Source organism: Paenibacillus guangzhouensis (genome assembly GCF_009363075.1).
GTDB lineage: Bacteria > Bacillota > Bacilli > Paenibacillales > Paenibacillaceae > Paenibacillus_K > Paenibacillus_K guangzhouensis.
This window is the reverse complement of record NZ_CP045293.1, coordinates 5,545,190-5,559,457: the sequence shown is the minus strand read 5'-3', so window position 1 is coordinate 5,559,457 and position 14,268 is coordinate 5,545,190. Positions and strand designations below refer to the sequence as shown.

12 protein-coding genes are annotated in these 14,268 nt (G+C 48.2%); 4 read left to right on the top strand and 8 right to left on the bottom strand.

Going from position 1 to position 14,268, the window contains the following annotated elements; genetic code table 11:
- Positions 1-124: 124 nt before the first annotated feature.
- On the bottom strand, positions 125-1,501 hold the full coding sequence (locus GCU39_RS25070) for an FAD-dependent oxidoreductase (RefSeq protein ID WP_152395954.1): 1,377 nt from the start codon (positions 1,499-1,501) through the stop codon (positions 125-127).
- A 190-nt stretch (positions 1,502-1,691) separates the two neighbouring features.
- Between GCU39_RS25070 and GCU39_RS25065 the strand changes: the two genes are divergently transcribed.
- Positions 1,692-2,681, top strand: a complete 990-nt coding sequence (locus tag GCU39_RS25065; RefSeq protein WP_152395953.1) for a P1 family peptidase — start codon at positions 1,692-1,694, stop codon at positions 2,679-2,681.
- 124 nt (positions 2,682-2,805) lie between these two features.
- On the opposite strand, the gene GCU39_RS25060 is transcribed toward GCU39_RS25065, so the two are convergent.
- The 4 genes from GCU39_RS25060 to GCU39_RS25045 all read right to left on the bottom strand — a co-directional run bounded on the left by GCU39_RS25060 (position 2,806) and on the right by GCU39_RS25045 (position 7,455).
- The gene (locus GCU39_RS25060; RefSeq protein WP_152395952.1) at positions 2,806-3,708 is read right to left on the bottom strand and encodes an aminoglycoside phosphotransferase family protein; all 903 of its coding nucleotides are present in this window, start codon (positions 3,706-3,708) and stop codon (positions 2,806-2,808) included.
- Positions 3,709-3,810: 102 nt separating this feature from the next.
- Positions 3,811-5,454, bottom strand: a complete 1,644-nt coding sequence (locus GCU39_RS25055; protein WP_152395951.1) for a glycoside hydrolase family 13 protein — start codon at positions 5,452-5,454, stop codon at positions 3,811-3,813.
- Between the two features lie 94 nt (positions 5,455-5,548).
- A complete protein-coding gene (locus GCU39_RS25050; protein WP_152395950.1) occupies positions 5,549-6,550 on the bottom strand; it encodes a LacI family DNA-binding transcriptional regulator in 1,002 nt (333 codons plus the stop codon).
- A gap of 143 nt (positions 6,551-6,693) precedes the next feature.
- Positions 6,694-7,455, bottom strand: coding sequence for an SMI1/KNR4 family protein (locus GCU39_RS25045; RefSeq protein WP_227793327.1), 762 nt, complete (start codon positions 7,453-7,455; stop codon positions 6,694-6,696).
- A 166-nt stretch (positions 7,456-7,621) separates the two neighbouring features.
- On the opposite strand from GCU39_RS25045, the gene GCU39_RS25040 reads away from it, so the two are divergent.
- The gene (locus GCU39_RS25040) at positions 7,622-8,335 is read left to right on the top strand and encodes a DUF4386 domain-containing protein (RefSeq protein ID WP_152395949.1); all 714 of its coding nucleotides are present in this window, start codon (positions 7,622-7,624) and stop codon (positions 8,333-8,335) included.
- A 3-nt stretch (positions 8,336-8,338) separates the two neighbouring features.
- Here GCU39_RS25040 and GCU39_RS25035 read toward each other — a convergent pair whose 3' ends face one another.
- Together GCU39_RS25035 and GCU39_RS25030 are read right to left on the bottom strand one after the other, a co-directional pair.
- Complete coding sequence (locus GCU39_RS25035; RefSeq protein WP_152395948.1) at positions 8,339-8,929, bottom strand: Crp/Fnr family transcriptional regulator; 591 nt, start codon at positions 8,927-8,929, stop codon at positions 8,339-8,341.
- 158 nt (positions 8,930-9,087) lie between these two features.
- The gene (locus GCU39_RS25030; protein WP_152395947.1) at positions 9,088-10,587 is read right to left on the bottom strand and encodes a malate:quinone oxidoreductase; all 1,500 of its coding nucleotides are present in this window, start codon (positions 10,585-10,587) and stop codon (positions 9,088-9,090) included.
- A 597-nt stretch (positions 10,588-11,184) separates the two neighbouring features.
- Between GCU39_RS25030 and GCU39_RS25025 the strand changes: the two genes are divergently transcribed.
- Complete coding sequence (locus GCU39_RS25025) at positions 11,185-12,411, top strand: MFS transporter (RefSeq protein WP_152395946.1); 1,227 nt, start codon at positions 11,185-11,187, stop codon at positions 12,409-12,411.
- Positions 12,412-12,468: 57 nt separating this feature from the next.
- Here GCU39_RS25025 and GCU39_RS25020 read toward each other — a convergent pair whose 3' ends face one another.
- The gene (locus tag GCU39_RS25020) at positions 12,469-12,912 is read right to left on the bottom strand and encodes an Lrp/AsnC family transcriptional regulator (protein ID WP_152395945.1); all 444 of its coding nucleotides are present in this window, start codon (positions 12,910-12,912) and stop codon (positions 12,469-12,471) included.
- Between the two features lie 170 nt (positions 12,913-13,082).
- On the opposite strand from GCU39_RS25020, the gene GCU39_RS25015 reads away from it, so the two are divergent.
- On the top strand, positions 13,083-14,255 hold the full coding sequence (locus GCU39_RS25015; protein WP_152395944.1) for a serine hydrolase domain-containing protein: 1,173 nt from the start codon (positions 13,083-13,085) through the stop codon (positions 14,253-14,255).
- Positions 14,256-14,268: the final 13 nt, after the last annotated feature.

The window sequence follows — 14,268 nt, the reverse complement described above, 5'->3', positions numbered from 1 at the left end:
CCCAGAAAAGACGATATCGACGCCTAGTCATTGCTTCCGTTAATAACCAAGTAGAAAGGCCGATTCAATTATTGTTGATTACGTTCACTTCTTATGCCTACCACGGGGGCTTTGTTAAGGATAGCTACCCTTGGATTTGGGAGAACAAATCGTTTAATGCCTCACTCATCGTAGGATGCGTAAAGATATAATCTCTTAGAAATGTATAAGGTTGGCCCATTTCGATTGCCATACTTACCATATTAATCACTTCACTAGACTCGGCACAGAACAAGGTTGCTCCAACGATCTTATTCGAATCAGCATCTACAATCGCCTTCATGAATCCGTCTGTTTCCTGGATAATGCGAGCACGTGGAATCGCGGCAGCAGGAAGTTTCGCCACTTTCAAGTTATACCCTTTCTGACGAGCTTCTTCCTCACTGAGTCCGACACGGGACAGCGGAGGGTCAATAAACACGCTATAAGGGACATTCGTTCGATCTGTGGTACGACGGGTGCCATTCCCAAAGAGATCATCCTTCACGATTCGATAATCATCAAGCGAAATATAAGTAAACTGTGAACCACCCTTCACATCGCCAAGCGCCCATATATGGGGGACGGATGTTCTCAGATGCTCATCTACTTGTATGGCACCTCGTTCATCCAACACAACCCCCGCCGCTTCCAGATGAAGTCCATCTACATTCGGCTTTCTACCCGTTGCCAGCAAGACGGCATCTACATGCAGTTGCTCCGAAACACCTGCTGTCTCATAAGACAGAATTGTTCCCTCTTGCGTATCCTTAAGTCCGATGACGTTGACATTCAATTTAAGATCAATCCCCTTCTTTGAAAGTACGTCATACACGGCTTCTGCTACATCTCGGTCTTCGCGCGCAATGAACTTGGTGCCGCCTTCCAAAACGGTCACTTCCGAGCCAAATTGACGATATATAGATGCAAACTCTAATCCGATATAGCCGCCACCGACAATCGCCAGCTTCTTCGGAAGCTTTTTCAGCTCCATCATGGATGTGCTCGTGTAGACACACTGACTCTCCCGAACACCCGGAATATTAGGGATGATCGTCTCGGCTCCTGTATTAATGAAGATTTGGGGTGCAGATAAGACGGTTGTCTCTTCCTCAGAGGCAACCTGCACTTCATGATCGGATATGAACGATGCTGTACCATCAAATACTTGGATATTTTCATGCTGGGCTAGATTGTTGTAGTTTTTTTGTCGCAGGAAGGTGATGAGTTCATCCTTTTGCTGAATAGCCTGATCATAATGGGCGATCCGCATCTTCGGATCTTGAACCTCTTTTACCTGTTCTAGTTTCGCTTGATAGACTAATGATTTTGTAGGTATGCAGCCGATGTTGATACAAGTTCCTCCATACATCTTATTGGATCGTTCGATAACGGCTACCTTCCAATTGCGGTTAGCCAGCTCCGCAGCCAGTGTTTTTCCTCCTTTCCCAAATCCAATAATGATTGCATCAAATGTTGTCATCTAAAGTTCCTCTCTGCGTTGGTATTCATTGTAGGGTTCCTCCTGATGGTTGATTTTATGTTTTGGTTTCATTTGATGGTCTTCTAGTAGGCGGAGGGTAACCTCGAATTAGGGTCAAAGCAATATTTTTACTCCGTACTAGCAATCATTCATTCCAAATCTCATACGCTCATAGCAAGAGGTGAGGGACATGAGAAACAAAGTACCTAAAAATGGGGAGTTGCAACTAGCCGGCGGGCTAACGGATGTGCCGGGTATCTTGGTGGGGAATGCGGAAGATGAGCGTGGGCGTACGGGGTGTACCGTCATCCTGTGCCCGAAGGGAGCTGTACCCGGCGTCGATATTCGAGGAGGTGCCCCTGGAACACAGTTGACCGACGCCATTCGTCCAGGCACGACGACGGATGTGGTCGAAGCCATCCTCCTAACAGGCGGAAGCTATTTCGGGCTGGCAGCCTCGGATGGGGTTATGTACTGGCTCGCCGAGCAAGGCATTGGCTATATGACAGAAGCAGGACCACTGCCAACGGTACCCGCCGCGGTGATCTTCGACATTGTCTTCTCGAAGGGGGCTCGAAGACCCGATGGCCAGATGGGCTACGCTGCTTGTGTGGCAGCAAATGCGGGGCCGGTGGCCGAGGGGAGTGTTGGCGCGGGGGCGGGCGCAACGGTCGGGAAAATATATGGCCGCCCAATGAAAGGCGGGATAGGAACGTCATCGTGGACGATTCCTGGCGGGCCGACCGTAGCGGCGCTCGCGGTCGTAAATGCGCTCGGTGACATCTGGGATCGCGGACGCATTGTCGCTGGAGCACTGCGGCCTGACAATTCGTTCGTCAACCAGACGCGTGCCATGATGGAAGGAGAAATTCCGCCAGCCATGCATCTAAGAGGCACCACGATTGCTGTCATCGCTACAACGGCACGCCTGACGAAGGCGGAAGCCAGCCGAGTCGCAACGCTCGCTCACGACGGCATGGCACGGGCCATCTCGCCCGTACATATTCAGAGCGACGGCGACACGGTCTTCTGCATGGCTACGGGATCCGACACAAGCGGATTGACAGGCGATTTCGCTGTCACCGCGGTTGGAACCGCCGCAGCCATCGTCTTGGAGAAGGCGATTGTGCGGGGCGTACAGATGGCGTATAAGGGATATGCGAAGACGGAGTCCAAATAAAACGAAAACAACCATTGCCGTGTTCAATGCGGCAATGGTTGTTTTCGAGTTCCGATTAATCCATCTGAAGCATTTCCAGGGCAGCATAGTATTGATCCATGGAACGCCTCCATATACTCGACGGTTATCTTAAGCCACGGTTCCTCTTCGAACAAGCGTACTCGTCCATGACGGTCTGAATCACGTAATAGGCTTCTTCTGCGCGAGCTTTGTCCGTATCCTTGCTTCCGTCGTACGTAATTAACGCCTTCCACAGCGCCCATCCCCTGGCTCGGTCCCAGGTCTCCTCGTCCATATACAGGGCCTGCTTGAATATTTCTCGACTACTAGCATCGAAGAATGTCCATGCCATCGCGGCATCGCAAGCCGGATCTCCGACACCCAAAACACCAAAATCGATGACCGCACAGAGCTTCCCCTCTTGAACCAATAGATTCCCTGGCGCTACATCACCATGGACCCAGACCGGTTCTGAACGCCATGCTGAAGCCAGTGCCTGCGACCATATCGCTTGCAATACTTCTGCATCAAATGTCTCGATATTGTTCGCGATCGCCGTGCGAGAGTCCTCATCATAGACCGACAGAGACCCTCCTCTATGAAAATTGTGCACCCCAGCCGGAGGACCTTCTGTCGCATCGACCGACTGCAATTCCATCAAAAACGCACCCAAATCGCGCGCCAATTGATCCAGATCTTCCACATGGCTGAGCAATAGCGCTTCCCCTTCCAACCACTTATTGATGGACCAAGGCCATGGGTACTCATCATTAGGGCGTCCCATTGCAACAGGCTGTGAGATCGGTAGAGATAGCTGTTTACTTAAGATGGGGAGCCATCGATGCTCCTTCTCCACTTGCGCAACATAGCCCGCTGCGCTTGGTAATCTTACGCTCATGTGCTCACCAAGATGAAACGTTCGATTATCATGTCCGCTCACTTGGACAGGTCTGATTTCTAAGGCAGACCATTCGGGAAATTGTTCTTCGATCAATCGTGCGACTATACTCACGTCGATGTTCAACATGTCTCCACCCTCCAAAACCCCTATTAGAGTTGCATCTTATCTGAATTATCTCATACGCAAAAAGCCCACACAATTGGCGTGTGGACTTCTTAAGCATTACGCTCATACTTTTACCGCAAAGGCTTCATACGGCTGCATCGTCAGATTCGTTACATCGATCTCAGCACGATGATAGTTGCTCATGATGATCTCAGATACGTTTTCGTCGACAGCAAGAACATGTTCCTGCTCAGACATGTTCGCTGCTACGAGCCACTTCTCTCCTTCAAAGATGCGATAGTAGGCAAACACTTCTTCCGGCGTCTGTTCGATTAGTTCAAAATCGCCCCATACGATAATCGGATTCTCCTGGCGCAGCTGAATCAATCGCTGATACGTATAGAAGATCGAATCTGGCTGTTCAAGGTTTTGCTTCACATTAATCGTCGTATAGTTCTCATTCACGTGCAGCCAAGGCGTGCCGGACGTAAAGCCAGCATTGCTGCTGTCATCCCATTGGATTGGCGTGCGGGCGTTGTCTCTTCCCTTGGCGTTGATCGATGCGATGATATCGTTAACTTCGTACCCTTTCGCCAGACGGTCATGGTACATATTTACGGCCTCAATATCTTCGACTTCATCAATGCTCGAGATCGGACAGTTCGTCATACCGATCTCTTCGCCTTGATAGATGTAAGGTGTACCCTTCATCATGTGCAGGAGTATCGCGAACATTTTCGCACTCTGATCATGGAATTCCTTATCATTGCCCCACCTTGACACAATTCGCGGCAAGTCATGATTGTTCCAGAACAAGCTGTTCCAGCCTTGGTTGCCAAGCGACGTCTGCCATTTCGCGAGCACGCTTTTTAGATCCGCGATACGAAGCGGCTTTAAGTCCCATTTATCCTTGCCTTCTTGCTGGTCGAGCATGACATGTTCGAACTGGAACACCATCGATAGCTCATTCCGCGCCGGGTCAGAGTACAGCTTTGCAATTTCCGGTGTCGCACCCCACGTCTCGCCGACTGTAAGGACATCATGGGAACCGAATGTCTTGCGGTTCATTTCTTGCAGATACTCATGCAGCTTCGGTCCATTTCCTGTAATTTCTTGATCTGGAATTTTACCGACCAAATCGATGACGTCCATGCGGAAGCCGCCGACGCCTTTATCTAACCAGAAATTCATCATATCGTAGACTTCCTGACGAACCTTCGGGTTCTCCCAGTTCAGGTCCGGCTGACGTTTACTGAATAAATGCAGGAAGTACTGGCCGCTGGCTTCATCCCACTCCCATGCTGGGCCGCTAAATATGGAACCTAGACCGTTCGGAACGCCACCATTCACCGGATCACGCCAGATGTAATAATCCCGGTATTCATTGTCTCTGCTCTTCTTCGCTTCAATGAACCATTTGTGTTCATCGGAAGTGTGATTCACGACAAGGTCCATAATGATCTTAATGCCGGCCTCATTTGCCTTGGCGAGCAATTCTTCCATATCTGCCATCGTGCCGAATTCGTCCATAATGTCTTGGTAATCGCTAATATCATAACCGTTATCATCATTCGGGGATTTATAGACCGGCGACAGCCAAATAGCTGTAATCCCCAGCAGCTTCAAGTAGTCGATTCGGTTAATGATTCCTCTTAGATCCCCAATGCCATCTCCATCGCTGTCTTGGAAGCTTCGTGGATAGATTTGATAGACAACAGCGGTCTGCCACCACTTTACTGCTTTTTCTTTTGTGTGTGTATCTTGCATCGAATTCATTTCCTTTCGGTTTGGTTTAGGAAGGCCTATATGTTCTAACGTAAACGTTTACGTAACGGGTGAAAAAACCTCTTAATGAGGTTTTTTATAACGTTCGGACCGACTTGCGCACCACGAGTTCATGCGGAATAACTTTGGACTCAATCTTGATTTTATGTTGAACCGCGTCAATCAATTCCAAGCATCCCTCTCGTCCCATGTCATATAAGGGCTGGGCGACCGTCGTAAGCGGTGGGATCGACATATACGATACCTTGGAATTGTCATATCCGACGACGGATAGCTCCGCTGGTACGCTGATGCCATGCTCGAAGCAAGTCGATATGATCCCTAATGCAGCTTCGTCGCTTGCGCAGAACACCGCAGTAATCGAGGCTTGATCTTCAAGGAAAGCTTGCATCGCTTCTTTCCCTGATTCGAAGCTGAAGTCCCCGGCCTTGATCAGGTTCAAATCCACCTTTATCCCATGGTCTCGCAGCGCCTGCGTATAGCCTTGGACTCGCGGCGCTCCGGATATCGGATCGACCGGGTTGGCTCCTGCCATGCCGATCGATCGATGATTGTTCTGAATAAGGTATTCGACCGCGGTATAGGCCGCGCTGAAATCATCCACTTTCAGATAGGGCATATCTTCGCGATCCGTCTTGGTCGAGAGCAGAATATAGGGAATGTCGAGCGATGATAGCGCATCCATTGCGGCTTCATGCAGTTCAATCGACACGATAATGAGCCCATCGACCCTGCGTTCTCCCATCAGATTCAAGCTCTCATGGATTCGAGACCCGCTGCTCCCGGCATGAGTTAAAATCACACTGTACCCCTGCTCATAAGACATATCTTCGATGCCTCGGATGATATCGCCATAGAAGGACGTTGTCACATCCGGCATAATGATACCGATGGTGTTGGTGGACTTCTGCACCAAGCTTCGTGCATTTTCATTCTTGCGATATCCTAATGATTTGGCAACGGCGGTCACCTTCTTCTCGGTTTCCTCATTGTATCCGCCAAGATGATTGATGACTCTGGATACCGTCGCAGTGGAGACACCGGCTACTCTCGCGATGTCCTTAATCGTTGCTGCCATCCGACCACCTCTCTACGTAAACGTTTTCTATATTCTCAATCCTATTGAAATAACGATACTTATCAGAAAGGTTAAACGTTTACGTAATCAATATTAATCCTCTACGCTCTTTCTGTCAATGAATTATCCTCGTATACGCCCGCTCACCGCTGCACGAATTCGTCCCACTCGATTTGACGCAATTCATAATCCGCACCGATGTTCTGCAGCTCGTTCTCGACCTTCACAGCGCCCTGCTCAATCCCCTTATATACGAGCAGAGGCACGGATGATAAAAGAGATCTCGCTCGCGCAACATCGCAGGAGAACGTCCTCTTAATGAATAGCAATGTTTTGATCTTATCTTTACCTTCGCCTGTAATCAGAATTTTGTAGTAGTCGTACGACTCTTCGTCGCCATCCAGTCCCAACGCATCGAATCCGGGCGGAGTGAGGACGCTGTGGAGGAACTCCACTAGATTGTCGTAAGCGATGTTGAAATCCCACGTGCCCATCCCATGCTCCGCCGTATAGATGACGGTGTCTCCCCTTGATAGATCGATACAGTAAGGGTCACCCTCATCGGATGCAATAACTAGTAGGCTGTCTGGCCAATCCGGAATATCTTCTTGCGTAACCGGGTTATAGTTGTACCCCCATTGACCCTCTAGCAGATCTTGAGCTCCGTATATTTGAAGACCAATATATTCATCATTGTTCCACGTCACCGATTCAGGCACATAGTGCTTCAAGAAGTACAAATATTCATCGGGTAGCGTCCATTCGTCAGTAATGGTACATATGGCTTGTTCATCCGCTACGGCCCCAAGATTCATCGGGTATTTCGCGTAAAAATCCGGATCTTGCTTACGCATCCCTTCGACGGCCGATTGCATTTTCTCAATTACATCATCGATTGCCTTCACGTGATTCTCCAACGATATTCACCAACTTATTCAACAAATTTATCAAGCCCTCAATGTTACTTAAAGCCCATTGATCATTCACTCATTGCACTCTTGACTTAAGTCAATGAACAGCTATCCCCCTCACATTACAATAGAATCATTCCAACATCTAGGGGGTTATTCAATGATTACCGCTACGAAAACGCAAACGGATCAGCGGCGAGCCGCATTGACTGCAGGTCTATCGCTGATCATTATGACACTTGCTTCATTTTTCTCATATGGCTATGTCCATGCAAGCCTTGTTGTACAAGGCGACGCCAGCACCACTTTTCAAAACATCCAGTCTTCCCATTCCCTTTTTCAAGCTGAGATCTTCGGCTGGGTGGTCATTCTCATCTGCGATATCGTAGTAGCCTGGGCGTTCTATACGGTTATGAAACCGGCACACCAGAAGTTATCCTTGCTGGCCGCGTGGTTCCGGCTGATCTATTCGGCCATATTGGGTACAGCCATTTTGAATTTGCTATTCATGTCGCTTCTCACCCGCACAGCCTCGTCTCAGATATCCGAGCAGCTTCCAACGCAGGGGATGCTGTATTTAAACGCTTTTGAATCCATCTGGTCAATTGGGTTAATCACCTTCGGTATTCATCTAGCGGTTGTGGGCTATGTCGCTCTCCGATTCACCCACTCTCCGAAAATCATCAGCATCTTATTGATCATTGCCGGTGTCGGTTATATGTTCATTCATTCGTGCAACGTATTCCTCCCGCAATACGAAGGGATGATCGCGGTATTGATATATATATTCACCGTTCCGATGATCGTTGGTGAGCTTGGGTTCGGCTTATGGCTGCTCTTCAAAGGCGGTAAACCCTCGTCAGCCGCAGTGTGACATTCATTTGCCACGCTCGTCTTGTTGAACGCGTTTCTTGATCCTGCTGAGCGATTCCGGTGTCATGCCGAGATAACTCGCCAGTTGATGCTGAGGTACCCGATCGATTAAATGGGGTCGGTTCTGCTGGAGCGATCTAAATCTCTCCTCCGGCGTAGAGGCGATGAATAACGCATATTCATCCTGCACGTCACCGAACTTCTCCTCAACCATCTGACGGATTAGGGACTCCAATTGATTGTATTTGTTATACATGTCCCCTTCGACTGCGATATCGCCAACGACCAATACGGCGTCTTCCAGACACACTAAGGTATACTCGGAGGGTTTATCTCGTCTACGCGCATTGGAGATCGAGGCAGCTTGCTCTTCGGTATAGAAGTTGGATGTCACCTCTTTGCCCGCTTCATGAATCGAGTACTGTCTAATGCATCCCTTTAGCACAAAATAACACTTCGTCGGAACCTCTCCTTGTCGCAGGAGCACGGTTCCTTTTTTATATTCCTCTATCACGATATCATTCATAATCGCCTGCTGCTCTTCTTCGCTCATGGACGTGAACCTCGTCATGTACTTGAACAAGATTTCTTTCATCGCTCTACCCTCTCATCACGTAGATTAAGTCCTCTACTCTTCAATTTACCACGATTTACGATAAGGTTCAGGTCATTTCACTCATTAAATGGCAGGCATAGCAAAATGGCCTCCATCCCATTGCAATCAGGACGAAGGCCGTGTTGTTTCCATTCACGCTACATAACGGTCTGCATTTCTTTGTTCAGTCCCAGTGTCCGCGCAGTTGAAGTATGGATCTCATGGACAAGCTCTGGGTTTTTGACGAGCTGTACGTTATAAGATGGAATCATTTCTTTGATTTTCGGTTCCCACGCCTTGATATGCTGCGGGAAACATTTCTCGATTAACTCTAGCATGACGGAGACAGCTGTAGAGGCACCCGGTGAAGCGCCGAGCAATGCAGCGATCGATCCATCTGCGGCACTCACCACTTCCGTACCGAATTGCAGCGTTCCTTTGCCACCAGCAGTCGTATCTTTGATGACTTGCACGCGTTGACCGGCTACGAGTAGATCCCAATCTTCACTTTTGGCATTCGGGATGAACTCTCTAAGCTCTTCCATACGCTTTTCTTTCGATTGCATGACTTGCTGGATCAGATATTTGGTCAATGAAAGGTTCTTGGCACCTGCCGCGAGCATCGTGAGCACATTATTCGGCTTCACGGAACCGATCAAATCGAACATAGAGCCAGTCTTCAGGAACTTTGGCGAAAATCCGGCAAACGGTCCAAAGAGCAGCGATTTCTTATTATCGATGAATCTAGTATCCAAATGCGGAACAGACATTGGCGGTGCGCCAACCTTCGCTTTACCGTACACTTTGGCATGATGCTGCGCGACCACTTCCGGATTGTTGCACACCATGAATAGTCCGCTGATCGGGAATCCACCAATATGCTTTCCTTCAGGAATACCAGATTTCTGAAGCAGCGGAAGACTTCCGCCCCCGCCCCCGATAAAGACGAATTTGGCCGTATGCCGTTCGACGTTACCTTGATCATTCCGCACTTTCAATTCCCATGAGCCATCGCTCGTACGATGAATATCTTCAACACTATGTTTGTAATGGATATTGACGTTATTTTTTTTCAAATGGTCGATCAGTATGCGCGTTAAAGCGCCAAAGTTGACATCCGTGCCCGAGTCAATTTTCGTTGCCGCAATCGGTTCATTCGATGTCCGGTCTTGCATAATCAATGGAATCCATTCCAGCAATGTGCTCGGATCATCAGAGAATTCCATTCCATGGAACAGAGGGTTGCTCGACAGCGCTTCAAAACGTTTCTTCAAATACGCCACATCCTGTTCCCCTTGGACTAGGCTCATATGAGACAATGGCATAATAAAATCTTGTGGGTTACGAATGAGATTGCTATTCACAAGATAAGACCAGAACTGCATGGAAACTTGAAACTGCTCATTTACTTTAATCGCTTTGCTAATATCGATGGATCCATCCGGTTTCTCGGCGGTATAGTTCAGCTCGCACAACGCAGCATGCCCTGTTCCTGCATTATTCCATTCGTTCGAGCTTTCCTCTCCTGCGCTTGCCAGCTTCTCAAACACGGTAATCTTCCAATCTGGTACTAATTCTTTCAGCAATGTCCCCAACGTCGCACTCATGATTCCGGCACCAATTAAAATAACGTCTGTTTCGGTTTGTCTGTCGCTCATATTTACCGTCCTTACACGCTAGTATTTGAAAGAAAAGTTGCACTTGCTCCTACTGTTTAGGCTCGCTAATATTACTAGATTAAGATATTTAATATTATATGATAGTTAGATGTGATTATAAATCGATAAATTTTAGGAGAAACGTCGGTGAGGGCCTAGGAATACACAAAAACCAAGGCCTAAACCCGGGCACTTGCATGGGTCGTGGCTTTGGTTCGCACATGTCCGATTAACGATCATCCCCAAGAAGCGCTTTTCTTGCTATCGACTTCAATCTAACAATCTTAACAGCAAAATAAAACAATCTTCCTCCCTATTGAGGACTATTCATATATCATAGCATAAATATATCCAATTGTTAGTACCGATTTTGCAATTTGGGCTTAAAAAAATTCGTGGTTCGAACCCACTAAGCGGTATCGGGTGACCCTCATCAAATTCGACCTTAAAATTAAAAGATGAACATCGAGAATAAATGGATTTTCACGACGAATCGCCGCAATTCCCTTTAATCCTGTATGCCAATTCACGACGGCTTTCTATATGCTTAGACCCGAAGCATGTAAATCATCAATACATGGATAAAGGAGACTGAACATGATCGCAAAAACAAGAACGACCTCGCCCTCCCGTTGCAGCACCCGTGCGGCGTATTCACCCCGTCTTCCTATCGCTGGCCTGTTAGCGCTAGCCATGGCTGGGTTCATATGCATCCTAACGGAGAGTCTGCCAGCCGGGCTATTGCCTCAAATTGCACAAGATCTTGGCATCACGGAGCCGCTTGCCGGACAGCTTGTTACTGTCTACGCGATAGGATCACTTGTAGCAGCCATTCCGCTTACAACAGCTACGCGCGAATGGAGACGACGCCCGCTTCTACTGCTGTGTATCATTGGGTTTCTTATTTTTAATACCGTCACAGCACTATCCACCGTTTATATCCTGACCCTCGTGGCTCGTTTCTTCTCCGGGGTAGCGGCCGGGGTACTGTGGGGAATGACGGCAGGCTATGCACGCCGTATGGTACCTCATTCACAGAAGGGGAGAGCGATGGCTATAGCCATGGTTGGGACACCTTTAGCACTCGCGCTAGGCGTACCGATCGGCACCTTTCTCGGCACGCACATGGGCTGGCGTCTGATTTTCGGATCCTTGTCCGTATTGACCGCGTTCTTAATCGTCTGGATCCTGTGGAAACTGCCGGATTATGAAGGAGAACAAGTCAGTAATCGACTCCCGCTTCGGAGCATTTTCATTCTCCCTGGCATTAGGCCCATCTTAATCATTGTACTTGCCTGGGTACTGGCTCATAACATTCTATATACGTATATTTCTCCTTATCTGGCTGGAACCAAGCTCGCCGACCGAACGGATGTGGTGCTGCTGATATTTGGTATTGCTTCGGTCGTAGGATTATGGATTATCGGGGTGTTCATCGATCGTCACCTAAGATTACTCGTGCTCATCAGTATCGCAGGATTCGGGCTTGCTTCCATCGCAATGGGGGTTGGCAGCGGGCAGCCTTCAATCATTCTTTTAGCCGTCATCGTATGGGGACTTACATTCGGAGGAGCAGCCACATTGCTGCAGACTGCAATAGCTCAGGCAGGGGGTAACAACGCTGATATTGCCCAATCCATGCTTGTTACGGTATGGAATCTGGCCATCGGCGGCGGCGGGATAATTGGCGCAATCCTACTCAAGCAATTCGGGGGGATTTCCCTCCCAGGATCCCTCGTTATCATTATGCTTCCTGCTCTGATCATCGCTTGGCAAGCCAAGAAGCACGCGTTCCACAAAGAAAATAAAAGTTCAATATCTTAGAAATAAACATCAAAAGGAATCCGATTGGGGGATTCCTTTTTGTTCACCTTGCAGTGACTATGCCAATAAATTTGTCCCTTCAATCAGATTTTTATAGGCAATCGGCGAAGACATCACAATTAAGGTTGTATAGGTGCCATACGGATCACACTTATTCTCGAACGCTTCTAATCCTTGCGTAGAGTCCGTCAATACTTTTAGTAAATAGTTATGTTCCCCGCTAATCCGATAACATTCTACGACGTCAGGTGATTCACGGCAAAAATCCAGGAATGCATAGCAGTCCCTTGTCCGGAATAACATGTAGGCTGTGCATGACTTACCCACTTTAGGATGAGAAACCACAGTACGGTATTCTTCAATTACACCCTTTTCTTCCATTCTCCTTACGCGTTCCGTCACAGCCGGCTGCGACAAGCCTACCAACTTGCCCAATTCCGTCATCGATAATCTGGCTTGATTTTGCAAGTGGAACAGAATGTTATAGTCAATTTCGTCCATGAAATCATACCTCCTTAAATTTCAAAGATATATTCAATATTTACCTTGATAATCGTCGTAATTCTAAGAAACATACTTTAACGTCTTATATAAAATCAGTGTATTCATTTATATAATAAACTCACGCATTAGACTTAATCAACCAAAAACATCGGGAAAGGGATGACGAAATGAGCAGCTTAAAAACAAAAGATCTGCACGCATTCGTTAACGAAGTCATTGACCGTACACTTACGGAGAAAAGAATTGTCGGTACAGTAGTTCAAATCGCACGAAGAGGAGAACGGGTCTACAGTAGAGCAGCCGGTCTAGCTGACCGCGAGCAGCGACGGCCGATGGAGGAAGACGCCTTGTTCAGATATGCGTCCGTCACGAAGCCGATCGTATCGACCGCAGCACTAGTCTTAATCTCACAGGGAAAATTACAGCTTAGCGACTCAGTGACCAAATGGCTTCCTAATTTCCGCCCCGTCTTATCTAAGGGAGAGCCCGCTTCCATAACAGTGCAGCAGTTAATGACGCATACCGCTGGACTAACGTATCGGTTCTTCCAAGAAGAACATGGTACCTATGCGCTGGCAGGGGTATCCGATGGCATGGATCAGACAGGAATCTCGCTAGAGGACAATCTGAAGAGAATCGCATCCGCTCCCCTGCTCTATGAACCAGGGACGATGTGGAGATATTCCATCGCAACGGACGTATTGGGGGCTGTCATCGAAAAAGCTGTAGGCATGCCTCTGAACGAGGCGGTTCACAGGCTCGTTACGAAACCGTTAGGTATGCACAACACGGCTTTTGTGGCGGTAGATGAATCTAGACTTACTGCAGCATATGCAGATTCTCCTGGAGAACCTCGACGTTTGCGTGACGATGATACCGTTCCTTTTGTAGAGGGAACAGCAGGATTCCGACTTTCTCCCAATCGAGCTAACGATACATCAGCGTATCCTTCGGGTGGAGCTGGCATGGTCGGCAGCGCAGGCGATTTCCTTAAGCTGTTGGAAACGTTGCGTTTAGGCGGCGCGCCTATTCTTCCCGAAGCGCTCGTGAAAGAGATGACAACGAATCAAATCGGAGATCTGCATATGCCGTATTGGCCAGGCAGGGGGTTTGGCTTAGGATTCACTTTGCTTAAAGACCCTGTCGCTGCCAATACCCCGGAATCAGCAGGTACGTGGAGAATGGGCGGCACCTACGGTCATTCGTGGTTTGTCGATCCGACAGAAGAGCTAAGTGTTGTAGCCTTTACGAACACAGCGCTCGAGGGAATGTCAGGCAAGTTTACAACGGATATATGCGAAGCGGTCTATGCCGGTATTCAAAGGACAGCATCGAAGTAATTACTTCCATCAT